Origin of the sequence: Enterococcus dongliensis (genome assembly GCF_031927985.1) — a bacterium.
Classification (GTDB): domain Bacteria; phylum Bacillota; class Bacilli; order Lactobacillales; family Enterococcaceae; genus Enterococcus_A; species Enterococcus_A dongliensis.
In genome coordinates this window covers 23,301-48,227 of the sequence record NZ_JARPZC010000013.1, presented here as the reverse complement: position 1 = coordinate 48,227, position 24,927 = coordinate 23,301, and the positions used below count along the sequence as shown (strand labels likewise).

General features: G+C 35.2%; 23 protein-coding genes and 1 pseudogene. 11 read left to right on the top strand and 13 right to left on the bottom strand.

The window, feature by feature from the left end; all coding sequences use genetic code 11:
* Nucleotides 1-67 precede the first annotated feature (67 nt).
* Entirely contained in the window at nt 68-811 is a 744-nt protein-coding gene (locus tag P7D84_RS10025; protein ID WP_311800464.1) for a DeoR/GlpR family DNA-binding transcription regulator, read from the bottom strand.
* 155 nt (nt 812-966) lie between these two features.
* Between P7D84_RS10025 and P7D84_RS10020 the strand changes: the two genes are divergently transcribed.
* Nucleotides 967-1,743, top strand: coding sequence for a glycyl-radical enzyme activating protein (locus tag P7D84_RS10020; protein ID WP_311800465.1), 777 nt, complete (start codon nt 967-969; stop codon nt 1,741-1,743).
* Nucleotides 1,744-1,854: 111 nt separating this feature from the next.
* On the opposite strand, the gene P7D84_RS10015 is transcribed toward P7D84_RS10020, so the two are convergent.
* The 3 genes from P7D84_RS10015 to P7D84_RS10010 form a co-directional block, all read right to left on the bottom strand.
* Entirely contained in the window at nt 1,855-2,826 is a 972-nt protein-coding gene (locus P7D84_RS10015) for a Gfo/Idh/MocA family protein (RefSeq protein WP_311800466.1), read from the bottom strand.
* Between the two features lie 961 nt (nt 2,827-3,787).
* Nucleotides 3,788-4,000 (bottom strand): Rossmann-fold NAD(P)-binding domain-containing protein, encoded by a 213-nt coding sequence (locus P7D84_RS13835; RefSeq protein WP_376716924.1) that lies wholly within the window; start codon nt 3,998-4,000, stop codon nt 3,788-3,790.
* A gap of 8 nt (nt 4,001-4,008) precedes the next feature.
* Nucleotides 4,009-4,539, bottom strand: a complete 531-nt coding sequence (locus P7D84_RS10010; RefSeq protein ID WP_376716923.1) for an SDR family NAD(P)-dependent oxidoreductase — start codon at nt 4,537-4,539, stop codon at nt 4,009-4,011.
* 147 nt (nt 4,540-4,686) lie between these two features.
* On the opposite strand from P7D84_RS10010, the gene P7D84_RS10005 reads away from it, so the two are divergent.
* Nucleotides 4,687-5,061 (top strand): MerR family transcriptional regulator, encoded by a 375-nt coding sequence (locus P7D84_RS10005; RefSeq protein ID WP_311806307.1) that lies wholly within the window; start codon nt 4,687-4,689, stop codon nt 5,059-5,061.
* A gap of 254 nt (nt 5,062-5,315) precedes the next feature.
* On the opposite strand, the gene P7D84_RS10000 is transcribed toward P7D84_RS10005, so the two are convergent.
* From P7D84_RS10000 to P7D84_RS09985, 4 genes and pseudogenes are all read right to left on the bottom strand, one after another.
* Nucleotides 5,316-5,561 (bottom strand): GlsB/YeaQ/YmgE family stress response membrane protein, encoded by a 246-nt coding sequence (locus tag P7D84_RS10000; protein WP_137604518.1) that lies wholly within the window; start codon nt 5,559-5,561, stop codon nt 5,316-5,318.
* A 528-nt stretch (nt 5,562-6,089) separates the two neighbouring features.
* Nucleotides 6,090-7,436: a glycoside-pentoside-hexuronide (GPH):cation symporter gene (locus tag P7D84_RS09995; RefSeq protein WP_311806306.1), complete on the bottom strand. Its 1,347-nt coding sequence runs from the start codon at nt 7,434-7,436 to the stop codon at nt 6,090-6,092.
* Between the two features lie 32 nt (nt 7,437-7,468).
* A complete protein-coding gene (locus P7D84_RS09990) occupies nt 7,469-9,457 on the bottom strand; it encodes an alpha-L-rhamnosidase-related protein (RefSeq protein ID WP_311806305.1) in 1,989 nt (662 codons plus the stop codon).
* An 11-nt stretch (nt 9,458-9,468) separates the two neighbouring features.
* Nucleotides 9,469-10,790, bottom strand: a pseudogene (locus tag P7D84_RS09985) (MFS transporter).
* Between the two features lie 167 nt (nt 10,791-10,957).
* Between P7D84_RS09985 and P7D84_RS09980 the strand changes: the two are divergent.
* Nucleotides 10,958-11,935, top strand: a complete 978-nt coding sequence (locus P7D84_RS09980) for an AraC family transcriptional regulator (RefSeq protein ID WP_311806304.1) — start codon at nt 10,958-10,960, stop codon at nt 11,933-11,935.
* A gap of 229 nt (nt 11,936-12,164) precedes the next feature.
* On the opposite strand, the gene P7D84_RS09975 is transcribed toward P7D84_RS09980, so the two are convergent.
* The 3 genes from P7D84_RS09975 to P7D84_RS09965 form a co-directional block, all read right to left on the bottom strand.
* Complete coding sequence (locus P7D84_RS09975; RefSeq protein ID WP_311806303.1) at nt 12,165-13,121, bottom strand: L-lactate dehydrogenase; 957 nt, start codon at nt 13,119-13,121, stop codon at nt 12,165-12,167.
* 65 nt (nt 13,122-13,186) lie between these two features.
* Nucleotides 13,187-14,008 (bottom strand): dTDP-4-dehydrorhamnose reductase, encoded by an 822-nt coding sequence (rfbD, locus tag P7D84_RS09970; protein ID WP_311806338.1) that lies wholly within the window; start codon nt 14,006-14,008, stop codon nt 13,187-13,189.
* Between the two features lie 40 nt (nt 14,009-14,048).
* Nucleotides 14,049-15,017 carry a TDT family transporter gene (locus tag P7D84_RS09965; RefSeq protein ID WP_311806302.1) on the bottom strand — a complete coding sequence of 323 codons (969 nt, stop codon included), beginning with the start codon at nt 15,015-15,017 and terminating at the stop codon, nt 14,049-14,051.
* A 151-nt stretch (nt 15,018-15,168) separates the two neighbouring features.
* Between P7D84_RS09965 and P7D84_RS09960 the strand changes: the two genes are divergently transcribed.
* Nucleotides 15,169-16,008, top strand: coding sequence for a LysR family transcriptional regulator (locus P7D84_RS09960; RefSeq protein ID WP_311800812.1), 840 nt, complete (start codon nt 15,169-15,171; stop codon nt 16,006-16,008).
* A gap of 120 nt (nt 16,009-16,128) precedes the next feature.
* Here P7D84_RS09960 and P7D84_RS09955 read toward each other — a convergent pair whose 3' ends face one another.
* On the bottom strand, nt 16,129-16,614 hold the full coding sequence (locus P7D84_RS09955) for a GNAT family N-acetyltransferase (RefSeq protein WP_311806301.1): 486 nt from the start codon (nt 16,612-16,614) through the stop codon (nt 16,129-16,131).
* A gap of 428 nt (nt 16,615-17,042) precedes the next feature.
* Between P7D84_RS09955 and P7D84_RS09950 the strand changes: the two genes are divergently transcribed.
* From P7D84_RS09950 to P7D84_RS09920, 7 genes are all read left to right on the top strand, one after another.
* Nucleotides 17,043-17,690, top strand: coding sequence for a FusB/FusC family EF-G-binding protein (locus P7D84_RS09950; RefSeq protein WP_311806300.1), 648 nt, complete (start codon nt 17,043-17,045; stop codon nt 17,688-17,690).
* 130 nt (nt 17,691-17,820) lie between these two features.
* A complete protein-coding gene (locus tag P7D84_RS09945; RefSeq protein ID WP_311800786.1) occupies nt 17,821-18,687 on the top strand; it encodes a helix-turn-helix domain-containing protein in 867 nt (288 codons plus the stop codon).
* Between the two features lie 185 nt (nt 18,688-18,872).
* Complete coding sequence (locus P7D84_RS09940) at nt 18,873-19,793, top strand: FAD:protein FMN transferase (RefSeq protein ID WP_311806337.1); 921 nt, start codon at nt 18,873-18,875, stop codon at nt 19,791-19,793.
* Between the two features lie 14 nt (nt 19,794-19,807).
* Nucleotides 19,808-20,416, top strand: coding sequence for an NADPH-dependent FMN reductase (locus P7D84_RS09935; protein ID WP_311800787.1), 609 nt, complete (start codon nt 19,808-19,810; stop codon nt 20,414-20,416).
* Between the two features lie 34 nt (nt 20,417-20,450).
* On the top strand, nt 20,451-21,695 hold the full coding sequence (locus P7D84_RS09930) for an NAD(P)H-dependent oxidoreductase (RefSeq protein WP_311806299.1): 1,245 nt from the start codon (nt 20,451-20,453) through the stop codon (nt 21,693-21,695).
* Nucleotides 21,696-22,012: 317 nt separating this feature from the next.
* Nucleotides 22,013-22,450, top strand: a complete 438-nt coding sequence (locus tag P7D84_RS09925) for a nucleoside 2-deoxyribosyltransferase (RefSeq protein WP_311800789.1) — start codon at nt 22,013-22,015, stop codon at nt 22,448-22,450.
* Nucleotides 22,451-22,646: 196 nt separating this feature from the next.
* A complete protein-coding gene (locus P7D84_RS09920; RefSeq protein ID WP_311806298.1) occupies nt 22,647-23,642 on the top strand; it encodes an aldo/keto reductase in 996 nt (331 codons plus the stop codon).
* A 93-nt stretch (nt 23,643-23,735) separates the two neighbouring features.
* Here the strand turns inward: P7D84_RS09920 and P7D84_RS09915 are convergent, their stop codons facing one another.
* Entirely contained in the window at nt 23,736-24,914 is a 1,179-nt protein-coding gene (locus P7D84_RS09915) for an NAD(P)-dependent malic enzyme (RefSeq protein WP_311806297.1), read from the bottom strand.
* Between the last annotated feature and the right edge of the window lie 13 nt (nt 24,915-24,927).

The following is a 24,927-nucleotide window of genomic DNA, read 5'->3' as shown; positions in this document are numbered from 1 at the left end:
TAAACCTAAAAAAAGATATCGCACAAATGTGCAATATCTTTTCTCAATTATTTTATCTAGTAATTGTTTATACAGTAAACACATCGATTGCTTCTTTTTTGAGAAAGTCTAAGATAGTAGAATCAATTCTCTTATCGGTAAACACTTGACTGATCTCATTAAAGGCAAATTCAGAAACGACCCCATTTTGTGAAAATTTACTGGAATCGGTCAAAATAATCGTTTGATTTGCTGCGGTTGCCAACATTCTTGTCGTATCACAGCGAGTAATATCGCTACCGGTAAACCCTCTTCGCCTATCGAAACCATCAATCCCGATAAATAATTTATCGACGTAAAATTCATTGACGACTTGTTTGACTAAAGGACCTACATTGACTTGTGATTCTTTTTGATACTCCCCGCCTATCAAGATTACTTTTACTGATTCTGCTTTACGCACGTAAGAAGCAATGAAACATGAATTTGTGATAATTGTGATGTCCCTTCGGTTGAAGGCCAACTCTTCAGCAAGTAATGCGCAGGTCGAGCCCGATTCAATCATGATTGTTTCACCGTCATTAACAATCTGGCTCGCCTCTAGAGCAATCTTATGTTTCAACTCATAATTTTGGGCCAAACGATAATTGATATCATCCAAATTGTTCAACAACGCATATCCATGTTGGCGATGCAATAATCCTCGCGCTTCTAATCTATCTAAATCTTTGCGAATCGTTACTTTCGAAACATTCAACAATTCTGAAAGTTCATTTACTTCGATTTTTTTCTTCTTACTAACGATTGCAAGAATCTCTTCTTCTCTGGACATATTCTCTTCTCCACCTATGTTTGCTCTTTGTATCAGCCTATCATATTTTTAAAAGACAAACAACTTTTCTCCATATTTATACATTCGAAAGAAACTGTTTATATTTACGTTCATAATATATCGTGCTAGACTATCATCAAAAGGAGGATTTTTTGATGAATGATCAAGCTTGTATTTTTAATATCCAAAAATTCAGCATCCATGATGGACCCGGGATACGAACAGTCGTGTTTTTCAAAGGATGCCCTTTACATTGTTATTGGTGCTCAAATCCTGAATCCCAAAATGGTCAGCCCGAAAAAATGTGGGACGACCAAAAAAAAGCTGCGACTATGGTGGGAGAATACAAATCTATAGATGAGATTATAACTGAAGTTATGAAAGATGAAGCTTTCTATGAAGAATCCTCTGGTGGTGTGACCTTATCAGGCGGGGAAGTTTTATACCAAGCAGAAGTTGCGACTGAATTGTTACGACAATTAAAAGCCCGAAATATCCACACAGCTAGTGAAACTACCGGCTATGCCAAAACTGAAACTTTCTGCAAGTTTATCGAGCAAGTTGATTTGCTTTATTTTGATGTCAAGCATCATGATGAGATACAGCATAAAATCGGTACTGGCGTTTCTTTAAAACCCATTCTAAAAAATCTTGCACTGGCGACAAAACAACAATCTCAGCTTATCGTACGCATTCCTATAATTCCTCGCTACAATGATGGCACAGAAAATGCTTTTGCATTTGCACGATTATTTAATCAACTGAATATTTCAGAAGTTGAATTACTGCCTTTTCATCAATTTGGCGAAAAAAAATATGCCGCACTTGATCGGACGTATCAACTACACAATATCCCTCAGTTACATACCGAAGAGCTAGCCTATTTTAAAGAGATATTAGAGACACAAAAAATTAACTGCACTATTCACTAAAAAACACGCTTAAAATTAAGCGTGTTTTTTAGGTTTTTTCGTATGGGTGACTAAGGCTATACTTGATCACTTGTCTAATGGATCAGCATAGATAAGTGATTAGTTCATTTTTTAGCCTAAAATAATTCCAGCATCAGCTAGTGCTGTTTCAACGATTTCCATCACGATCTTACTGTGTTCAAGCTGTTTTTTAACAAAATCCATATCTCGGTCGTTGATTACTTGGCTAAATCGTTTAAACTCATCATACATTCGATGGGGATGGTCTTTATGATCAAAATTTTCAACATCATCAAAAATGATACTATAACTATCTAGCGTATTTGTCGGACCATTGATGACGACAGAACCTTCTGTCCCTTGAATAGTTGAACGAATCGGTGCTTCTGAATCTTTGGCTCCGATGCAAACCACTTTTATCTCCTCATAATCTAAAATCAACACCCCAGAAGTATCGATGTTTTTTTCAATATTTGCAAAGTATCGAACATGCCGAGGTTTCCCCAATAAGCCTACAACTAGATGAATATTGTAGATATTGATATCCATCAGAGCGCCCCCACCTTTTTTAGGATCAAAAGCTGGCAAAATGGTTCCAGCTTTAAAAGCCTCGTAACGAGAAGAATATTGTGAGTAATTGCATTCAATAATCTTCAATTTTCCAATATTTTCGCTGGCTTTTTTGATTTTTTGATAATTTATCAAATACTGATTGGTGATTGCTTCAATCAATACTAGATTTTTTTCTGCTGCTAGCCGTTCCAAATCTAACAATTCTGCATGCTTTAGTGTAAAAGGTTTTTCACAGATTACGTCTTTACCAGCTTCCAATGCCTTTTTTGCAAAAGCATAATGCAGATGGTTAGGAACTGCTATATACACTGTGGTAAACGCTGCGCTTTGCAAACACTCGTCTATATCCGTATAAGATGCTTCGATTCCATACTGCGCTTGAATTTTTTCCGTTCTTTCCTGACTTCTTTTTGTTCCTAGTATTGCTTTTACTTGAATGTCAGGCAAATCCTTGATGAGTGGTAAAAACTCCTGCACAATCTTACCAGAACCAATTATCGCTAATTTCATTTGTTTTCTCCTTTATTAGTTATCTTGACACTTGTTGGATCCCTTTTTCCAATAATTCGATTTGTAATAGTGCTTCTTCATCTTTGACAACTTTTTCTTTACCATTTTAAGTTTGGATACAAAAACCGGGAAAAGTATATAAATGCTTAGACGACCTTCTTCTCATCAGATAACACTAATTCATTAAAATTAGCGCCTTATAGAGCATTAAGTAAATTGTTCTGATAGTTGATTTCTCAGCTTAAATAGGGATATATATACCTAAGTAATATGCTTGGTTCAGGTTGGATAGTTCTCTTTTAGAGTAATAGTAAGATGTTTTCACTCTTGTTTTTGATATTTTGGTTCCAAAATTTTTTAAAATAGTATCTTACATTTTACGTATCTCCTCTCAAATGAGAGTGATAATTTTACTTTAGCTATTTAAAATAAATTTACCACAGTCAGGACTATTTTAAAATTACAAATTGATGGTATTTCCACAAAGATTGGCGAAACAGCTATTTTAACTACTTTCACGTACAAAATGTAGTACTCCCTGCGCATATCATTTCAAACGTCATAATTTAAAAAAATTTCTATGTTGATTCATACTAGTTTATGCGTTGGGTTAATGACACAGTCTGAAAAATCTTCATTGCGTCTCATTTTCATCGGCCATTTATTTAACGTATTCCGATTGACCCCCTCAAAATGACTGATAGATTTAACTTCCCTACAAACCTTCTAGCTACAGGATTGATTTATAGGGGCCTTGTTTGGATTATTATAAGACACTGGGCTCCCGTCCTTAAGGAGGAAAATCAATAAGAACTTAAAATAAATATGCTTATTTCTCAGTGTTTCTTAGTTTTCTATACTTTGCTATAAAAATAGCGACCCCAAAAGTTAGACTTCTGGTCTAATTTTTGGAGTCGCTTTTGATTTTCTCTACAATTTAATTTATCTCAGATGTATAATATCACCAAGCTACTACGCCTTCTGCATTACTAAATGTTGCATTGCTAGTATCGTCATCATTTACGGCAAGTTCTACGGCACGTTTTGCACCTTCTTCAACCGGTTTGCCGCCATGTGATCGAGAAAATTCCGGATCGACACCGCCAAATTCGGTTGCGACCATACCAGGATCAACTGCATTAACTGTAATTGTGGTTTCTTTTAAATCTTCCAATTCTTTGGCTAATTTATGTTTACAGCTACCTTGGATGCCTGATAACCTACTACACTCGCATGATAAACTTCAGATTCTGGCGTAGCAGCTATATTTAGAGAGCCCATCATACTCGACATATTGATAATTTTAACCTTCGTGCTTTTCTTTAACAACGGCAACATAGCTTGTGTCGTGTCTACTAGACCAAAAAAATTAACATCAAAATTCTGACGAATAATTTCTGTATCCAGTTTTGATGATACGATAAATTTATCTAAAGATATCCCTGCATTGTTAATTAAAGCGGTGAGATACCCGTATTTTTCTTCAATGAGTTCTGCAGCTTTATTAATCGACTCTTTATTTGTAACATCTATTTGTATAAAATCAGCTTCAATTCCAAGATCAAGCAGCTGTTTTACAGCTTCTGCCCCTCTTTTTTCATCTCTCGAGCCTACTAAAACATGATGACCGTGTTCTCCAACTTGTTTAGCAATTTCAAAGCCGATTCCTTTATTTGCACCAGTAATTAAGGTTACTTTCTTTGTCTGATTCATTATACTTTTCCTCCTGAGTGTGTTTAAGTTTAACTTTTGAACATCCAGAGCATATCACGTTAGTGTTAGGCGAACGCAAGACCTTATTTCTTTTTTGAAAGATATTACTACCAATGGTACACTGTTAAAAACAAAAAATGATGTTATATGATGTATTCCATAGCTGAAGTTGCCGAAAAAATTGATATCTCAAAAAATACACTGCGTTATTATGAACGTATAGGATTACTAGATTTAATCGGACGTGATTCAAAAGGTATTCGATTTTATACTGATGATAATCTAGATGAGATTAATAAAATCGTCCACTTAAGAAAAGTAGGTGCGTCTATTAGTGAGATACGGATCTTCTTGTCTGATGAAAAAAAGCCCACAATCGAGACGTTACAGAATCGCATTCAATTTTTAAAGCACTTAAACCAAAAGCTAGCAAAAGAAATGATAGAAATCAACGAGCAAAAAGATTACATCGATAAAAAACTGAATCAGTTAGTTAAAACTATGGATAGCCCAGAGAGTTAACCATGTATTGCGGAAAATTGACCATATTTTTCTGCTCGTCATATTGATTGAGTTCTTCTTCAATCCTTCTCGCCATTATTTTTTTATTTGCTTAATAAAGAATGAGACCCTCAGTTCATTTGTCGAGTTTGTCCTTATTTTTTGGCTTAACGATTAAAAAAAATCTAACCTTTTAATAAGGTTAGAGTTTTTGTGTATTTCTCATTCGAAAAGAACGACTTTCTCTTTATCATAAAAATGAATCGCACGTTTTTCTATTTTTTTCTTCCAAGGAAGAAAGAAACAATTAAAACTAAGATGATTGCTCCGATTATCGATGGAATCAATGCCATACCAGCTAATGACGGTCCCCAAGAACCTAATAATGCTTGACCTAAAGCTGATCCGACTAATCCTGCGATAATATTTGCAATCCATCCCATGCTGTTTCCTTTACCTGTGATAGCACCTGCAATGACTCCAATCACAGCTCCTACGATTAATGACCATAATAACCCCATAATAAATTCCTCCTGTTATCAACTCGCTCTTTACGAGTTGTCTACACCCAATTTAATGAGTGTATTTTCTTATTTTTTGTTTCAATACACTACTTTTTCAGACACCACTTATTCAAACAATTTTTTGCTTGAAACATTGGCATTATTCCTACCTTCTCATCCCTCCTTAAAAACAGCTCCAAAATAAAATAACTAAATATAAAATTTCAGAAAAATTTTTCAGCTGCTTTTTTATTCTCTTTCATTTATTAGCATAACTTACTTTTTTCTATTTTTACAATAATTTGCTTAAAAACGATAGTTTAACAAAAAATAATTGATAAAAATGATAAAAAAAGAGGCACTTGCTTTTAAAAGAAAAACATTTAAAAAAGCACTGTTTCAAAGTGTTTTGTGAAACCCTTGTTAAAAATAACGAAAAATAAAATAATTATAAAAGAATAAATTAGTTCTATTTGTATCACACGCATAAAAAACACGTACTAACTAGTACGTGTTTTGAGAAAAAGTGATTTTTTTATTTATAATTTAAATAGATGTACTACTATTTTCTTTTGAGAATGACTTGCTAGAAAAGATTTCGTATCCATAATTGAAAATCGCTATTGTCAAAACATACAAAATCAAAGGAATCACGAATGTTGCTATAATTATACCGATTGATGCACTATCAACTTGTTCCTTGTTAGCCACATAACCTGTGTAGGACAAGATAAATCCAGGGATAGCACCACCCATAGCCATTCCAAATTTCATGATTAACGAATTTAATGATGCAATTAGTCCCGCCGATTCAAATCCTAACTTTATTCTGACTATATCAACATTATTTGCAGATATACTATATTGTAATGTATTAGTAAAACCTAGACCAAACTGTATCATTACGTAACAAATTAAAAAGATATCTCTAGAGTTTTCTAAAAATATTAAGAATATCATAGCTAGGCTAATTATTAATAATGCAAATGTATACAGCCTCGTTTTTCCAAATTTTTTCGAAAGACTCGGTACAAGTATACCTGCACCTAATGCACCAAATAAACCTAAGAAACTAGCTAAGCTCAGCAAACGAGTATCTTTTATAATGTAATTTAAGTAATAAAGAAGTGAACCGTTAAAAATATTTGTGGCAGCAGTGATAAAAAGCATACTGATAAAAAGCGTTACAACTTCTCTAATTTTCAATATCTTCAGTACATCTTTAATTGAGTATCTCTTTTTAATCTCTTTTGAACAATCGACTTGAGTTGTTACGCGTTCCCTAAGAGTGAGAGTTCCAATAATCGTAAAAAAAGCAACCACGAAGACTGTTCCTACGATTAAGAATATATACCCATTAATTTTACTGTTATGTCTCGCTAGTATTAAAGGTGCAATGATATTTAATATTGTCGGTCCCACTGTATAGGAGATGCCTTTTATGGATGACAATACATTTCTCTCAGACTCACGATTGGTCAATACAGGGATTAAACTATTTAATGGTATATCCATTAAATCAAAAGTTATACCTAACAAAATATAGGAGACGCTAATAGCTACAATCTTTTGATCTAAAAAAAGTAGTGGTGAAAACCAAACCAGTAAATAGTTGAGACAACAGATAATTGTTCCTAAAATTAGAATCGGTTTATATTTACCAAACTTCGTATTTGGAAATCGGTCAATTAGAAAACCCAGCACTGGATCACTAACACCATCTAATAATCTTGAACACAAAAATAGTATTCCAACTACTGCCGGGCTTATTCCAATAACGTCTGTATAAAAAATCAAAAGATAAGTATTCAATAACGTCATTATGGGAATGTTACCTAGATTTGTTAACGCAAAGCCAAATTTTTCAATTCCCCTAATTTTTATGACTTGCATTTTTCCACCCTCCTTGTATTTTTATATCAAATCTAATTTCTAACTAGAACGTTATCTAATTCAAAACGATACTGATTATTTACTTCAAGATTAATTTCTTGACTACTTAGCTTCAAAGTCCCTCCCTCTTTAGTAGTAGTAATAGTTAAACAATTATTTTTTTTGATTATAGTTACTGAACCATCTTTAACTGGAAATGTACATTCAATAGCAGTAAAACAGTCCAATTGCGGTTCAATTAAAAAAGTAGTGTATCCAGGTGAAGTTGGTTTGATACCTGCAAAATATCTACCTAATAGATAAATCGGACTTGCTCCCCAAGCATGGCACAAACTCTTTCCAAAAGGGTCACCATACATTTCATAAATATCATTTCCTGTCTCTTCTGGAATATATTCTTCCCAAAATGTGACAGCATTTTTTCTAACCATACCCCCCCAATAATCACAGATAATTTTATATACACGGTCATTTTGACCCATTTTACACAATGCATCTTGCTCAAAAAATTTAAAGTATGGTGTTGTAATTTGAGTAATTCCATCATTTAGAAGAACATTATTTAAAATTTGTTTTGCTTTCACTTCGTCTACAAAATCAAAAAGAATTGCAAAAATATTGGCATGTCTAGTTACATGTTTTTTCCCAGATTCATAAGAATCGATGAATGCTCCCTTTTCTTCATCCCAGAAATATTCCACTAAATTTTTTTTCAATAGAGTATATTTTTTAAAATAATCTTCTGTATTTTCTCCTAGTGTAGAACCACATACAATCATTGCATTGTAAGCTTTAAGTAATAGAATTTGTTCAGCTGCTAAAGTACCTTCTTTATCCATTTCAGACCAATCGATGAAAATCCAATCTTTTTCACGTCCATAAATAAATCCTAGTTGATTGGTTTGGGCTACCAAATAACTCATCATTGATTCCATTTTAGGATAGATTTGTTTTAAAAATTCTATATCTCCCGACATCATATAATGGTTTTCTACTGCGATAATCCATAGTATAGAATAATCAACAATCGTATTCATATGTTGCTTAATCTCATTCTGTCCTCTAAGAGCCAGCATCGTTCTAGTATTTATGTCCTCGTCAAAAAATAAATATTGATTAATAAAGTAACTTTGATAGGCATCCCCCGACCAGATCCAACGATCTCTCTTAATTCCATCAAGAAAAAATAGACCGCTACACAATGTAAATGTCTCAACCGATATGTCCCAAATTTTATTCATCAATTCGTTATCAGAATGAAATGATGACTGATTTTTTAGTGGAATAAATTCATGGACTGCGTCAATATCTATTTGTGTATGGTTGATGTTTGGTATAAATAAATAGCGAAAGGCTCGCTTTCTTGGAATGGAATCTATTACAACTTGCTCCTCTTTGTAATAACACATCTCAACATCCAATGCTTCTGCTTCTGATTCTCCATAACAAATTGTGATAGGTGTAGTACTTTCTAATTTTTTTATATCAATCGTACCAAAAATTGCTCGTCCATAATCAATTAGTACACCTTTTTCACATTCTGAAATTGATATAGCTCGAACAATTTCTTTATCAAAATATATTTTGTTTGGATCTTTTTTTTTCTCTAGATATAGGTTACTCCAACCAGCTGGCATTTCATTTACAAAATTACTTGCTAACCAACCAACATCACTTTTTATAACATCGCCTGCGATATAAATTGCAGGTAAACTCTCGGAATTTCCAACAAATATTCGAATTTTATTTTCCCCAGAATTACATACGATTTTATTTTCAAAAGAATATTTTTCTCCATTTACTTCTGCATAACCAATGCCAGTAGCAAAAACTCTAAAACTAGTTTCACTTTCTAAATTGTAATAACGTTTAAATTTAACATTTTTATGACAATCATCTATATTCCAATAAGCTGGCCAATCATAGCTCCGTTCTTCTCTTGAAAAATTTTGTAATAGTCCTTGCCTTATTTCAAAATCTCCTGAATACCAAAGCCATCTTGCTTTATCATCTTTTACCATAATTTATCCACCTAACCTTTATCAGTATTTAATGTTCTACCCTCAATAGAATTAAGTTCAATTTCTTTATTTTTATTCTGGAACCGCATCATTACAACTCCAGCAATAGTAGCAAGTAGAACTATTCCTGCAAAACCATACATAGAAGTTTGAATTTTTCCCGGTGCAACTAAAAACGGAGTAACAAATGCGAATAATCCACAACATACTCGTGAGAATCCGTTAATAAAACCTTGAATGGATGCTCGAACTTCTGTTGGAAATGATTCCTGTGTCCAAACTTTATAAATTGCCTCACCTGCCATTGGATTACCAAAATTGTAAAAGCCAATGGTAATTGCTAGCATAATGAAACCAGTACCTCCACCGACAATTGCCATCCCCAACATTGCCATGAATTGAACAAAAGCACCTACAAAGAATGCTTTATTTCTATATTTACTACCTGAAACTGAAGCAAATAAAATAGTTGTTATAAGAGAGACAATATTTAAAACAATCCCCAATCCAGTTGCTTGAGACTGAGATGCTCCAGCATTTGTAAGAGCATAGGTTTGAAATTGTCCCCATGTATTTGCCAGTAAATTCCAACATACATAAAAAATTAAAATAGCTAGAAAGTAGCCTAAGTACTTATTCTTATTTTTCCCAAATAATACTGTTTTTATAGAAAATTCTTGTTTTTAACTAACTCTGTTTTAATTAATTGTTGTCTCCTGATTCCTTCTTCATGAAACTTCTTAAATTTTTTAGATAATGTCCGCCAAATCCATGTGTATAAAGAAAAGGTGAACAGAATAACAAATACAATTCGAGCTCCTAAAATACCGTTAATTCCTGATAATAAAAAAGAACAAATATATGAAATAAAAATACCTACTTGCCAAAATATTTGTGTCGATGATACTAGCTCAGCAGATGTTTTCTCATCAGGAGCATCGTGTGAAACAACAGTCAAGCTAATTGGTAAATCGGCACCTGAGGCAACTCCCATTATCAAAACTCCTATTAATAGTGTTATAAAACTCCCTGAAAAAACACATACTGCTGAACCAATAGCATAAAACAAATTAATCCAGTTAAATGATTTAAATAAACCAAAGTAGCTAGTAATCTTTCCAGCAAATAATGATCCAAAAGCAATAGCAAATGTTAAGCCCCCTGAAACAAGACCAACCTGCGCAGTAGTCAATTCTAATCCTTTTTGCCAAACAGGGATTGTAGCGGATAATCCCACAATACATCCAGAACCTAACATTGATCCAATACCAGCAGCTGTTGCTAACGGACTATATTTCTTGACTAAAGATCTCTTTTGAATATCTCTTACCATTATTTATAAATCTCCTTTCGTCTTACACTCCATATGTTAACCGCTTTCATATAGTCTGTTCAATTTCAAAATCCAAGAAGGTTTATATCCAAAATACAGATAGTATGCTATTTTAATATTAATTGAATTTAATAGTTTGAGAGTAATTATAAAAGAAAGAGGAAAGTATGGAAGATTTACTGAAGCAACTCTACGAATTTACTACTTTAGAAAAATTACAAAAGGAAACTGGAAAAAATATTAATACTATGAACCTAGATTACAATAGCTCGATTGTTCCTGAAATTCCTAAAGAAAATTTTTTTAAATTTGGAAACATCTCTATAAATAAACATTCTAGATTCTCTTATACCCCAGCACATACACATAGTTTTATTGAGATAAATTATGTATTAAATGGTATAAGTACCCAGCGACTAAATGGTACAAAGTTTAAGTTAAAAAAAGATCAGTTAGTTATTTTAGATCAAGAAGTCATTCAACAAATAGATTATGTCAATGCCGAAGACATCATTATTAATATCCTATTGGATGAAAAATCTATCAAAAATGATATACTGCCTAACTTATCTTCCTCTAACAATTTGATAACAAATTTTTTCTTTCATGCCGCAAATATTCAGCAAGATCATAATAACTATATTATCTTAGATGTAGCTGGAAATGATTTAGTAAAAAAATTTATAGAAATGCTCTTATTAGTAGAATTTAATCGTGAAAGTTCAGAAAAAAATCGAGTAATTAATTTATTATATTGTGGACTAATGGACGAACTTACTCGCTCTCTAGTTATCAATAATAATAAAAAAATAGCAACAACAGATTCCCTTTTTCAAATTCTTAAATACATCAATGATAACTACACAGATATAAGTTTAAATACATTAGGAAAAATATTTGGCTACAATAAAAATTACCTTAGTAATTTACTTAAAGATAAAACCGGAAGTAGTTTTCAAGAATTAATTGATCAAAAGCGTTTATCTGAAGCAAAAAGATTAATGAATGAGACAGATGACAATTTAAGCACAATTGCTATGAAAGTAGGATATAAAAGTGTTCCATCACTATTCAAATTATTCAAAAAAAAAACAGGACAAACACCTGACTTTTTTAGAGATAAGATAGTTAACAATGAAGAATGACTTAATAGATTCTTTCATTATAATAAAAGTATGATTATATTATCTTATTATGAATCCCATCCAAATCCTAAGAAACTTAAAGTAAATTTCAAACTAAAAAAGTACTTCATTCTTCTGAGGTTAGAGTTTCTTTTTCGCCTCTTTTATTTATTTTAATTTCTAATGATGACAGTAAAAATAACCCATAACATTAGACTTTCTGCTAATGTTATGGGTTATTTAGTAACTATTATTTTTTACTTAGGTCTAGTGATTCGATGACTTCTCTTAATTGTTGGCTTGATATGGCAAATTTCTTACGTTCACTTGGATCGATGTTTAGTTCAATAATCTCGCGAACACCATTTTGGTCTACAACAGATGGGACACCTGTAAATAGATCTTTTTCACCATATTCACCATTTAAATAAGCGGATACTGGCAATACGGCTTGTTCATTGTTTAAGATAGCTTTGACAATACGTGCTACACTCATGCCGATACCGTAAAATGTGGCTTGCTTTCTATCAATAATTTCATAAGCTGTATTTTTTACACTCTCTGCTAGTTCGGTTAAGTCATCAACTGTCAAACGGTTGTTTTGAACGATGAATTCCAATAATGGTTTTCCGCCTACAGTAGTATGTGACCAAACTGCTACTTCAGAATCTCCATGTTCGCCAATAATATACCCATGAATGCTTCTTGGATCGATTTGGAGTTTTGCTGCGATTTCTTTTCTAAATCTGGTCGTATCAAGTGTCGTACCTGTTCCTACTACTCGATTACTTGGTAGTCCAGAAGCTTGCCAAGCACTGTAGGTCAATACATCAACAGGATTTGAAGCAACAACTAAAATACCATCGAAACCAGACTGCATAATTTTGTTTACTACATCTGTAATGATCCCTGCATTTATATCAATTAATTCTAGTCGAGTTTGACCAGGTTTTTGATTGACTCCCGCTGTAATGACCACAATATTCGCATCCGAACAATCTTGGTAGTCCCCTGCCCATACTTTAACGTTTTCTTGAGCCCAAGACATTCCATCTAATAAATCTAATGCTTCACCTTCGGCTTTTTCTTGGTTGACATCTATTAAAACTAATTCATTAGTGATTCCTTGATTAATCATTGAGTAGGCGATACTTGTTCCTACAAATCCTGTTCCAACTACAGCTACTTTTCTACTAATGTTTCTCATGACAATCCACTTCCTATTTGAATTTTTTCTTTTAGGTTAAAGACTTAGGCCAATAGCCAAAGCCATCAAATAGATTTTTCCAAGGCCACTTGCCAAGTGGGAATCTCAAAACCTAACGCTTTGGTTTTACTCAAGTCCATGACTGAATATTTTGGGCGCACAGCTTTTTGCGGGTATTTTTCTGAAGTTACTGGCACTATTTCCACCTCAGAGTCTTTCAAAATCTCTTTAGCGAATTCATACCAGGAACAACTATTTTCATTCGCTAAGTGATAGACACCATATGCTGTATTATTCTCAATTACAAACAACATAAATTCTGCTAATGTCCGTGTCCAAGTAGGCCGGCTGAATTGATCAGCGACGACCGTTAAACGTTTCTGTTTGCAAGCCAACTTCTTCATTGTCGCTACAAAGTTGGTACCATAGGAACCAAATACCCAAGAAGTTCGAATAATATAATATTCATCCATAATCTCTTGGACTGCCTGTTCTCCTAAAAGTTTTGTTCGTCCATATTCATTTAACGGATTAGTGAAGTCATCGACTTTGTACTCATCTTTTTTACGGCCATCAAAGACATAGTCTGTACTGATATACAATAATGTTGCCTTTATCATTTTTGCAGCTTCAGCTACATTGTATGTACCTGCGACATTGATTTTCTCGTCTAATTCACGCGTTTCTTCTGCTTGATCAACAGCTGTATAAGCAGCGCAATGAAAAATAAAATCTGGTCTTAGTTCGGTAATAAAGTTATAGGTGCCTTCTTTATCAGTAATATCAAGTTGTTGGGAATTAGGTGCTAAATAGTCCACCTCTTTTTCATCTAATAGATAACGAAGTTCTGTCCCTAATTGTCCTCGTCCGCCGGTGAGCAAGATCAACGGTTTATCACCTTTAAAGGAAGATCTGCTTCCTTGTACTTTATTCATACTCATGCTTTAATCGCAAAGCTTTAGCTTGAGCGCGGAAATAAATGAAATATTTAGTCAATACATAACATACCACTAAAATAGCTGCAAGGGTCTCAAAAATGCTCAACCATGTTGTAACAGTCGCGACTGGTGTACCTTCAAAGAATTTAGAAACTTTGAAAACTGCTGTTGCAGAAATTACTAATGGGAAGGTAAAGGCCGCATAACTAGGATAGAAACCGACTTTCAACATTTTTCTGAAATAAAGTAAAATACTAAAATAAATTAGTTGAGATAAAATCAATAATCCTACTACAAATGGCAATGAAGCTTCTTTAAAGACTGATAAATAACCGGCTAAACAAAGAGATCCTGGTGCAGTTAAAATAGTCGTCAACGGGATTGCTGAGTCCGCCATTTTTTCTGAATCTATTACTTTTTTTATTATTACAGGTAGTAAAATGAAGTATAGAATAAGTGCGGCCCACACAAAGAATTCACCTAGTTCTTCGACAAATGCACCTGAGGTATTCGGGATAACACCGATTCCGACAAAGGTGATGAACCAGCTAGGATAAATTGATTTAAGCGTCACTTTCACTGGGAAAATATGGGCTACAATGAAATACAGCATCAATACTAAATGTAAAATAACTGCGGCTAACCAGATTCCGCTTACGATAGCTGAACCAGGCAATAGTCGATTCAAAAATGCACAAATGACCATCCAAGCCATTGTAAATGTCGGTGAAACTGAAGCCACAATTGGATTTTTCAAATCGGCTAACGTATGTTTGAATGTGAAGATAATTTTCAACATGATCAACATCATGATTAGAAAGCCGATTGAGCAAAAGGCGTTGCCGACTTTCTCAAAACCTTCAGAAAATAATAGATTGCCTAATGAAACTGTTCCTAATATTAATCCGCACATTGGGATTGGCACTGCTTTTAAAAATTCTTTTATAGAGAAATTCATAAAAAACTTCCTTTCTAATCTATAGAAAAACTACTATAGTACTTGAAATATATTATTTACATCCCTATAATAAGCACTGACTAACTATTTGTAAAATAGTGATTTTATATACTATTTATAAATTTTATTAATGGAAAGGGATGCAATGAACTTGTTAGAGTTGTTAAGAACCTTCATTATTGTTTATGAAACGAGAAACTTTAGTCTTGCTGGAAAACAAATGTTTAAAACACAACCGACCATTTCCGTCCAAATCCAAAAGCTAGAAAATGAATTAGGCTTCAAACTCTTTGAAAGAAAGGGAAAACAAATTATTCTACCTACTAAGCAGGCAGAATTTTTGTATCCTAAAGTCGTTGCTACCTTAAATTCACTTTCGACTGTATTCTCACAAGCCAAAAATTCAACAAACTTCAAAACAGACTGTGTGATTGCTTGTTCTAATACTACTGCCGTTTACTTGCTGCCTAAAATTATGCAAGAGCTACTTGCAGCCTTCCCTTTGTTTGCTTTTGAAATAAAAATTATGAACTCACAAGAAGTCATTGATGCCGTAGAACAAAATAAAGCCCATATCGGATTGATTGAAAAATCGATTGTGTCTCCATTGATCAAAAAGAAATTTGTTTATCGTGATGAACTTGTACTGGCTGGAAATATCGACTCAGGTTTTTGGATTCTTAGAGAAAATGATTCTGGAATGTACTATATCAACGAGACCTATTTGTACTCCAATCATTTAAATCCTCAAATCATTAAGGTAAACAATAGTGAAGTCATCTTAGCGTTGCTAGAAAACAATATCGGAAAATCAATCATCTCTAAATTAGCATTGACTCCTAACCTTGATTGGAAACCATTAGATCCTGAATTCAAATATCGTGATTTGTTTATCATCCAAAATGTTCAAAGTCCTATTCCAGAAATGACGGCTATTTATGACACGATCAAAAAATTGCTCACGGATTTGTACCAGACTTCGACTGATTGATTTTTTGGTTGATCATCAAGAATAAACTCGCTTGAAACGCAGCTTTAATTCGGCTTTTATTTTGCAAAAGATCCATCTCCCTTACGCTTGATTCATTTGGTAAGGAAGATGGATCTATTTTTAGATTATTTTCATAAAGAACACCGTATCAACCGCCATCAAGTGATAATCTTTGGGCATCTCTTCTTTTTCTATTTGCTTAAATCCATTTTTCTTATAAAATTTTTGAGCAGCTTTTAAAACTTCGACAGTCCCAAGATATATCTGATTATAGCTGTGGTTTTGGCAATAAGCGATCAACGTCTCCAGTAATTTTTTCCCTATTTGCTTCTCACCACGAAAGTTTTTTGACACAAACATTTTTTTGATCGCGCCTTTTTGATTTTTCAGCTTCACTAAAGCAATCGTTCCAATGACGTGATCATCAAAAAGTGCAATCCAGAAGTTCCCGCCTGACTCGATGTATTCTTTCTTTATTTTTAACAGATCTGGTTGATCATCAACCGTCAGATCGATATGGAATTCATCTCTTTGAATAGACAGAATCAGCTCAACAATTTCTTGTGTATATTTTTCTTCAAATGGGATAATCTCGATTTTTGACATTTAGACAGCTCCTTTAACTTTTCAGTTCAATACGTACAACTTTGCATCCTATTTTTTAATTAGCGGTATGGCTTAATTATTGATCATTCTCTTCATCTAATCATACTACGAATTCTCAAACTTTTTCATCAGATTGCTCTTCACTAGCCATATGTAACGTTGATCATTAAGAGGAATTGAAACGTCTAAATGACAGTCCCCTTCTTATCCCGACTTTTCCTTTATCAATTATTAAGTACAGCTCTTCCGAAAGAAAAACTTGTAAAAATAGCGGGAATCGTTTATTCTAATTTTGCATTCTGCAGCATTAGGAGGAGATCATGATGATACACTCATCTTGTATCGTACGGTCGGGGAACTACTTAATAAATAATTAGTTCTTTGACGGAAAATAAATTTTCCTCAAAGATAAAAAGTGAGGAAAATAAATGAATACAAATAATTTAGTTTTAGAACCTTATGAATATTGGTATTGCAAACAGCAGATTAGTGAATTAATCAGCGCATACCATTCCGTTAATGACAAACAAGTCATCACGACTTTACAGGCACTGATAAAAGGCAAGACTGAAGATCTTTTTGGTCGCGATCCTTTATTGGAAACTTATTGGGAACAATTCCTTGATACCGGGCTTACGAGAGAGAAGTTTGAAAAGCTGTTTGAAGAGTTGAAGGCTTTTGTTCTTCCTATGGATGTTCCTTCTGCAAAACAAATCGCTAAATGTTTTCGCAAAGTCAAAAAAATGCAATCCCCTGAACTATCGATGCTTGATTTTCGAGAATTGAGTTATTTAGGTTGGAATGATAGTGGGACCAATCGTAAATACTTAATTCGTAAAATAGATGGCCGCTTTACGGGGGCTTATGGCAGTTTCAGCTCCGATGTACAAAAAGGGCATTGTGCGATCTGCAATCAAATCAGTACTGTTGCCTTTTTCTTAGCCACTACTAAATCAGCTGGTGATGGGACATACACTAAAAAAGGAAATTATATTTGCACAGATAGCAATCAATGCAATCGGCAAATGGCACAATTAGAAACCCTTGAGCGTTTTTGGCATACGATCACTAACTAGCTGAAAATTTTTGTGGAGGACTTTATTTGCATAAACAGCAAGTAAGGTCCTCTTTTCACTAAATAAAAAATGAATCCTTTTTTTTACATTTAACGTATACTATGAATAGATGCTTCATTTGGAGGAAAGAATGAATATTCAACATTTTATCAATGCAAGAAAACAGGCAGGATTGTCCCAATCCGAATTAGCAGAAGGAATTTGTACCCAGACTACGTTAAGCCGGTTTGAAAACAATGGTCAGGTTCCTTCGCTAAAAATTTTAATTCAACTTTGTAATCGTTTGAGTCTTCCTATTGGGGAATTATTTCCAAAAGTTGGCGTCAAACAACCAGAACTTTCAGCAAAAATGGATCAGGCTGAGTTTTATTTGATAACAAGTGAACATGAACAACTAGCAGAAATTTTAGCCAGTATTCCAGTCGACACGATTGAAGATCAAGCCTCATTGTTTCGCTATTACTATTTGCAAGGATTTGTCATGATTTTTCAAAAAGCCTCGATCACAGATATTTTGTTTACCTTTGATAAACTCTTATTGATGGAAAAACAACACAGTAATCCCATTTTCCGCCTGCTCGCTTTGACCGGCAGCGGCATGGCTTACTCTCGTGAAGGAGACGATGAAAAGGCTGAGTTTTATTTTGAACAAGTATTTGAAGAAATTTATACTTATCCAATCAAAACAACTGAAGATACTTGGCGAGTATTAAACATTGTTTTTCACTGTGGAGAATTTTATGGTGAGCGTGCAGAATTAGCCACCAGCAATGCCTTATTGGACTATGCTCTTACGATTTGTTCCGATAATCACGTAACCTATTATTTAGCTCGCGCTGCCTATCAACTAGCTGTGAATGCCCTAGCTGAAGCTCGTCCTAAAAATGAAGTCAGTGAGCTATTAGCCGATGCAAAAGCCTATGCAAAAATCAATCGAAATCGGATTTTATTAAATAAGATTGCAAATTTACAAATAACCTTAGACGAAACAAATTAAACGCCTCTGTTTTTAAGAGGCGTTTTCTAATCTCTTTATGAGATTATTTTTTTGAGGATTTTTATATAAAAAAATATATATTATCTATTGACTAAATTGTAATGACAGGTTAAACTGTGTCCGTACAAGTGTGAAAAAAGTCACATTCACTTACTTGAGATATTTTAATGAAAGACGTGAACACCATGGTGAAAAGTCGCCAAGTTCGGGCAATGGGAACCGTCATCGATATATCGCTTCCTGATGAAACATCAGAAGAATTGATGACATTGGTAGAAACCAGGTTGCGCGAATATGAGTATGTTTTTAGTGCAAATGATGCTTCCTCTGAATTAATGGCCGTCAATTCAAATGCTGAAATAAAACCGGTTACAGTTCGTCCAGAGTTATTTCACTTGATTAAACTGGGACTTTCTCACAGTTTGAGTGATCATAGTCGGTTAAATATCGCCATTGGCCCCTTAGTTCAGACGTGGCGAATCGGTTTTAGTGATGCAAAAGTGCCCAGTAAGACAGAAATCCAACAACAATTAGCCTTGGCTAATCCTAAACAGATTCTCTTAGATGACGATCAGCAAACCGTTTTTCTAACTAAGGCTGGGATGAAGCTAGATCTAGGCTCATTGGCGAAAGGTTACATCGCAGATTTAATTGTCGCTGAATTGCAGCAGCACGGTGTTTACTCAGGATTATTGAACCTTGGAGGAAATATTTTGACCTTTGGGCTAAGCAGTCATTCTGACGGTTTATGGCGAATCGGTATTCGTGATCCTAGCGGGGCAGCATCCGATTGGAAACAACTTTTAAAAGTTGGCGCAAAGTCAGTTGTCACTTCTGGTATCTATGAGCGAACATTAAAAGTAGACAATCAGCGTTATCACCATATTTTTGATCCGCTGACTGGTTATCCTGCAGAAACAGATGTTGCCAGTTTGACGATCGTTTCTGACGAATCAGTGACTGGAGAGATCTGGACGACCCGCCTTTTCGGGTATCCACCCGCAGAAATTTTACGCCAAGTAAATGCCACACCTGAGATTGAAGCCCTGATTTTGTTGAAAGATGGAACTGAATTCCTATCGATTGGGATGAAAAAATATTTATAGAAAGAAGGATCTATATGAAGAATTTACTAGCTATTGTCGGAACAAACTCTACGGAGTCTACCAACCGAGACTTACTTAAATATATGAAAAACCATTTCGCTGACAAAGCGGCCATTGAGCTTGTTGAGATCGTCGACTTGCCAATGTTCAATAAACCAGAAGACACGACACTTCCACCGGAGGTCTTGACTCTAGCAGAAAAAGTTGAGGCTAGTGATGGTGTAATCATCAGTACCCCAGAATATGATCATGCGGTCCCTGCTTCGTTGATCAATGCTTTGAACTGGTTGTCTTATCACATCTTTCCTTTTGTAGATAAACCGGTCATGGTTTTGGGTGCCTCATACGGAACATTAGGATCTTCAAGAGCACAAGCTCATTTGCGTCAAATTTTGGATGCTCCTGAATTAAAAGCTCGGGTCATGCCAAGCTCTGAATACTTATTGGCTCACTCTTTACAAGCCTTTGATGAAGAAGGAAACCTGAAAAATGTTGACGACATCAAACGTTTGGATGGCTTGTTCAAAGATTTCTTGATTTTTGTCGAATTATCGAACCAAATGAATGCTGCACATGAAGAAAACAAAAAAGAAGCTGCGAATTTTTCTTGGGAAGCCAATTAAGGTGCACCTTCTATAGAAGAAAGGGGAACTTTTGATGAAATTAATCGGAATTGTTGGTTCAACGGCCGACAAATCATATAACCGTCAATTGCTACAATTTATTGCAAAAGAATACTATACCTTGTTTGACTTGGAGATCTTAGAAATTGCGAACATTCCTATGTTTAATCAAAGCAAAGATCAAACCAATAGCGTTGCTATTCAAAACATGGCGCGCAAAATCATGGGTGCTGATGGTGTAATCATCGCTACACCTGAACATAACCATACTATCCCTGCTGGCTTAAAAAGTGTTTTAGAATGGTTGTCATTTAGTATCCATCCTTTAGAAAACAAACCTGTGATGATTGTTGGTGCTTCTTATTTCAGTCAAGGTTCTTCCCGAGCACAACTGCACTTACGCCAGATTTTAGACGCTCCTGGTGTTAATGCTCTTGTCATGCCTGGAAATGAATTTTTACTGGGTAACGTGAAAGAAGCTTTTGATGAAGATGGTAATCTAAAAGATGAAGGAACTATCGGCTTCTTGGGCTCTGTTTTGAACAAGTTTGTTCAATTCATCGAAGTTATTTCTCAACTTGATGGTGCTGGTCCAAAAACGATGCCAGAAGATCTGTATGCAAAAGGAAGCATTCCTACTACGATCGAAGGTGTTGAAATGGTGGCAGAAGATTGGGTTGAACAAGCTTCTGAAAAAGTGAATGCTGTTAAAGGCGATACTTATGTAGAATTAGACCGCGGAATCTTAACCGTAGATCAAATCAATTACTTCTTGAAATCTATGCCGTTAGAACTAACTTTCGCAGATAGCAATAACCAATTCTTGTATTACAATCGGAATGCTGAAGCTGAGGATATGTTCGCAAAACGTTGGCCAAGACAAGTTGGTAATGCCCTAGCCTATTGTCATCCAGAACAAGTCCATGATAATGTTGCTTGGGTAATCGCACAATTGCGTTCAGGTGCACAAGATGCTGTTCGGGTCCGCGTACCGACACATGGTCCAGATAAATTTGTCGTACACACTTACCAAGCAATGCATGATGATGAAGGCAATTATGTTGGAATCAATGAATATATCTTAGACTATCAACCACTTGTTGACTGGTATTTACAACAAACTGGTCAAGAATTAGTTGCAGGTAGTGGCGAGTCTGCCGATGCAGTTAGTGGAGCTTCTAAAAAAGAAGCTGACCCAAAACCAGCAGCTCCTGCTAAAAAGCCTGCTGCTCCTGCAAAACCGGCGGCAGATGCCGTATCGAGCGCTTCTAAACATTAAGCGTCTCCCGCTTCCCCAAGCTCAAGGAATAATTTTGATCTGTTTTACCGTCACCTATTCAGGTGACGGTATTTTTTTGAATTGATTGCGTTATATCCCAACTGATAACCAAGCATGAAAACACTATATATTGTATGCTTATATCTAATAACATAAAATAAATACAATATCTAGTCTTTTATTTACTATTTTTTTACGCTATGATAAATACTCAAAGAAAAAGATTGGTGGGAATAACATGAAATTAGCTGTTTTTTGCGGCTCAAGTTATAAATATATATAGAAACAAATACCACTGAAACGGAGGTTGGCGTTTAATGAAAATTTATTTAGCTGGACCATTTTTTTCAGAAGAACAAATCACATTGATCCAATCAGTTGAACATGCTCTGCAAGCAAACCCTACTGTTACCGAATTTCATTCTCCACGCCTTGATCAAACAGGCGAGTATGAAGAATTTACTCCTGAATGGGCTAGAGCGACCTATTTGAAAGACATGCACCATATTGAAACAGCAGATTGTATCGTTGCTCTTTTAGATTATGAACATGAAATCACAGATCCAGGAACGGCTTATGAGATTGGGATAGCAACGATGCTGAAAATACCAGTCATTGGTCTGTTGACTAAAGGAGATACCGTAAATATCATGCTGACAGAATCACTCCATGCCTTTACTAGACAGGTCAGCGATCTTCAGTCCTATGATTTTACTAAATTGCCCCCCTCTTCTTATCAAGGAAAGTACATTTAATTTTTACACTAATCTTCAATACCATAAAAATTCAGCCGTAGCGTCTGCTACGGCTTTTTTTCAGCAATCAACCGTTAAATAGTTTCTTTTGATCACCGCCAAGCTATCTTTTCAGTTTATTTTGACTTACACTAGAGGTACTAAAAACTTTTCATCAACACTATTAAATACAGGAAATTTGAAAGGAGTCATTCATATGTACAAAGCGTTAGAAAATCGATACGAACAAGCAACAATCCGCCATGCAGGTAACAGCGGACTGATGCTCCCAGCTATTTCACTTGGTTTATGGCGTCAATATGGGAGCAATGCTCCTTTGAACGACCGCCGAGAAGTGATTCTTCATGCGTTTGATAAAGGAATCTTTCATTTTGATGTCGCAAATAATTATGGCAACGATGGTTCTGAATTTGGTAGTACTGAGAATCTGTTTGGTCAAATTCTGAGCCAAGAATTAAAAGCTTATCGTAACGAGCTCGTCATCTCAACAAAAGCAGGCTATGAAATCCATGATGGGCCTTATGGAATCGGAACTTCTCGCAAATCATTATTTCAAGGGATCAATGATTCCCTGAAACGACTTCAGCTTGATTACGTTGATATTTATTATGCTCATCGCTTTGATGCGGCAACACCAATCGAAGAAACGGTTCGTGCTTTAGATGATATTGTTCGTCAAGGCAAGGCTTTGTATGTAGGAATCTCAAATTATGAAACAGTGCAAGCAAAAGAAGCCATCCAGCTCTTCAAAGATCTAGGTACGCCATTTGTATTAGATCAGATGAGTATGAATATGCTCAATACACAAGTGGATGACAGCGGACTAACTGAGTTATTACAAAAAAATGGTGCCGCGTTAATTGCCTATGGTCCTCTTGCTGAAGGATTGCTTTCTAATCGTTACTTGGAAGGAATCCCTGATAATTTCAGAATCCATCATACAAATCGTGAACTTTTGGCCGATGGAGAAGCTGCTTTAGTAGTAAAATTAAAAGCCTTAAATGAACTGGCACTTGAACGAGGTCAGACTCTTAGCCAACTGGCACTTGCTTGGTTGTTGAGAGATCCAGTTGTTGCCAGTGTCATTATTGGAACAACTAGTATTGAGCATCTCGATGATAATCTAAAAGCCCTCGAACAATTAGAGTTTAGTGACGAGGAACAAATAAAGATCACTGAACTGCTTCATTAATCTAAAAACAAACAATTGCTGCTACAAAAAATTGCACTTACCTGGTTATAAAAACCCCCCACTTTTAAAAGTGGGGGGTTACTTGTTGGCTATTTAATTATTCGTTCCTTCAGCATAGACTGCGTCACTCACTGCCTTTGCGACAACTTCTGCTACGCCCTCTTGAAAAGCATCAGGAATGATATTTGTCGTTTGCAAAGCGTCATCTGAGATCAAGCTGGCAATCCCTTTTGCCGCTGCAATCTGCATCTCGATAGTAATCTTTTTAGCTCGTGCATCTAATGCCCCGCGGAAGATTCCTGGAAATGCCAACACATTATTGATTTGATTAGGAAAATCACTTCGACCAGTCCCAACGATATACGCACCGGCTGCCAACGCTTCATCCGGGAAAATCTCGGGTACAGGATTCGCCATAGCAAAAATCACAGGCTTTTCTGCCATTTTTTTGATCCATTCTGGGTTCAAAATACCTGGAGCAGATACCCCTACAAATATATCTGCATCTATTAGTGCCTCTTGCAGCGTTCCCGATTGATGCGTTAAATTAGTTACTTGTGCAATCGCCGCATGATGCTCAGGTAATTTAGCGGCATCTTCTGCATTGATAATGCCGCTTTTATCCACAACTGTCACATTTTTAGCACCGGCTGCTAAAAATTTCTTCGTAACTGACAATCCTGCAGAGCCGCCGCCATTTACAACGATTTTGACATCTTCGATTGTTTTTCCAATGAGTTTTAAGCTATTGAACAATGCCGCTAATACAACGATTGCCGTTCCATGTTGATCATCATGAAAAACTGGAATCTCACATTCTTCAATCAAGCGCTGTTCAATTTCAAAACAGCGTGGTGCACTAATATCTTCCAAGTTTATCCCACCAAATGTTGGTGCCAATGCCTTTACGATTTGAATGATTTCTTCGGTATCTTGAGTAGCTAAAACCAACGGAATAGAATCCACACCAGCGAACCGTTTAAATAATGCCGCTTTTCCTTCCATAACCGGCATAGCTGCTTCTGGACCAATATCTCCTAAACCTAAGACTGCAGAGCCATCACTGATAACTGCCACTGTATTTTTTTTCGTAGTAAGCTCATAAGCCAGCGCCTTATCTTCTGCAATTGCGGAAGATACCGCAGCAACACCTGGTGTATAGGCAATACTTAGATCTTCTCGATTATCGATTGTGACTTTTGATACGACTTCTAGTTTCCCACCATATCGTTTTGCTTGTTCTAGCGCCAATTCTTTTACATCTTTAGTCATTGTCACTTCTCCT

Coding starts and splice junctions, on each gene's coding strand:
- P7D84_RS09955 (WP_311806301.1), bottom strand. CDS start 16,614: ATGTCAAAAATCGAGATTATCCCATTTGAAGAAAAATATACACAAGAA.
- P7D84_RS09925 (WP_311800789.1), top strand. CDS start 22,013: ATGAAAATTTATTTAGCTGGACCATTTTTTTCAGAAGAACAAATCACA.
- P7D84_RS09935 (WP_311800787.1), top strand. CDS start 19,808: ATGAAGAATTTACTAGCTATTGTCGGAACAAACTCTACGGAGTCTACC.
- P7D84_RS10015 (WP_311800466.1), bottom strand. CDS start 2,826: ATGAAATTAGCGATAATTGGTTCTGGTAAGATTGTGCAGGAGTTTTTA.
- P7D84_RS09930 (WP_311806299.1), top strand. CDS start 20,451: ATGAAATTAATCGGAATTGTTGGTTCAACGGCCGACAAATCATATAAC.
- P7D84_RS09945 (WP_311800786.1), top strand. CDS start 17,821: ATGAATATTCAACATTTTATCAATGCAAGAAAACAGGCAGGATTGTCC.
- P7D84_RS09940 (WP_311806337.1), top strand. CDS start 18,873: ATGGTGAAAAGTCGCCAAGTTCGGGCAATGGGAACCGTCATCGATATA.
- P7D84_RS10025 (WP_311800464.1), bottom strand. CDS start 811: ATGTCCAGAGAAGAAGAGATTCTTGCAATCGTTAGTAAGAAGAAAAAA.
- P7D84_RS09965 (WP_311806302.1), bottom strand. CDS start 15,017: ATGAATTTCTCTATAAAAGAATTTTTAAAAGCAGTGCCAATCCCAATG.
- P7D84_RS10000 (WP_137604518.1), bottom strand. CDS start 5,561: ATGGGGTTATTATGGTCATTAATCGTAGGAGCTGTGATTGGAGTCATT.
- P7D84_RS09995 (WP_311806306.1), bottom strand. CDS start 7,436: ATGCAAGTCATAAAAATTAGGGGAATTGAAAAATTTGGCTTTGCGTTA.
- P7D84_RS09950 (WP_311806300.1), top strand. CDS start 17,043: ATGAATACAAATAATTTAGTTTTAGAACCTTATGAATATTGGTATTGC.
- P7D84_RS09920 (WP_311806298.1), top strand. CDS start 22,647: ATGTACAAAGCGTTAGAAAATCGATACGAACAAGCAACAATCCGCCAT.
- P7D84_RS09990 (WP_311806305.1), bottom strand. CDS start 9,457: ATGGTAAAAGATGATAAAGCAAGATGGCTTTGGTATTCAGGAGATTTT.
- P7D84_RS09975 (WP_311806303.1), bottom strand. CDS start 13,121: ATGAGAAACATTAGTAGAAAAGTAGCTGTAGTTGGAACAGGATTTGTA.
- P7D84_RS09980 (WP_311806304.1), top strand. CDS start 10,958: ATGGAAGATTTACTGAAGCAACTCTACGAATTTACTACTTTAGAAAAA.
- P7D84_RS10020 (WP_311800465.1), top strand. CDS start 967: ATGAATGATCAAGCTTGTATTTTTAATATCCAAAAATTCAGCATCCAT.
- P7D84_RS10010 (WP_376716923.1), bottom strand. CDS start 4,539: ATGAATCAGACAAAGAAAGTAACCTTAATTACTGGTGCAAATAAAGGA.
- P7D84_RS09915 (WP_311806297.1), bottom strand. CDS start 24,914: ATGACTAAAGATGTAAAAGAATTGGCGCTAGAACAAGCAAAACGATAT.
- P7D84_RS10005 (WP_311806307.1), top strand. CDS start 4,687: ATGATGTATTCCATAGCTGAAGTTGCCGAAAAAATTGATATCTCAAAA.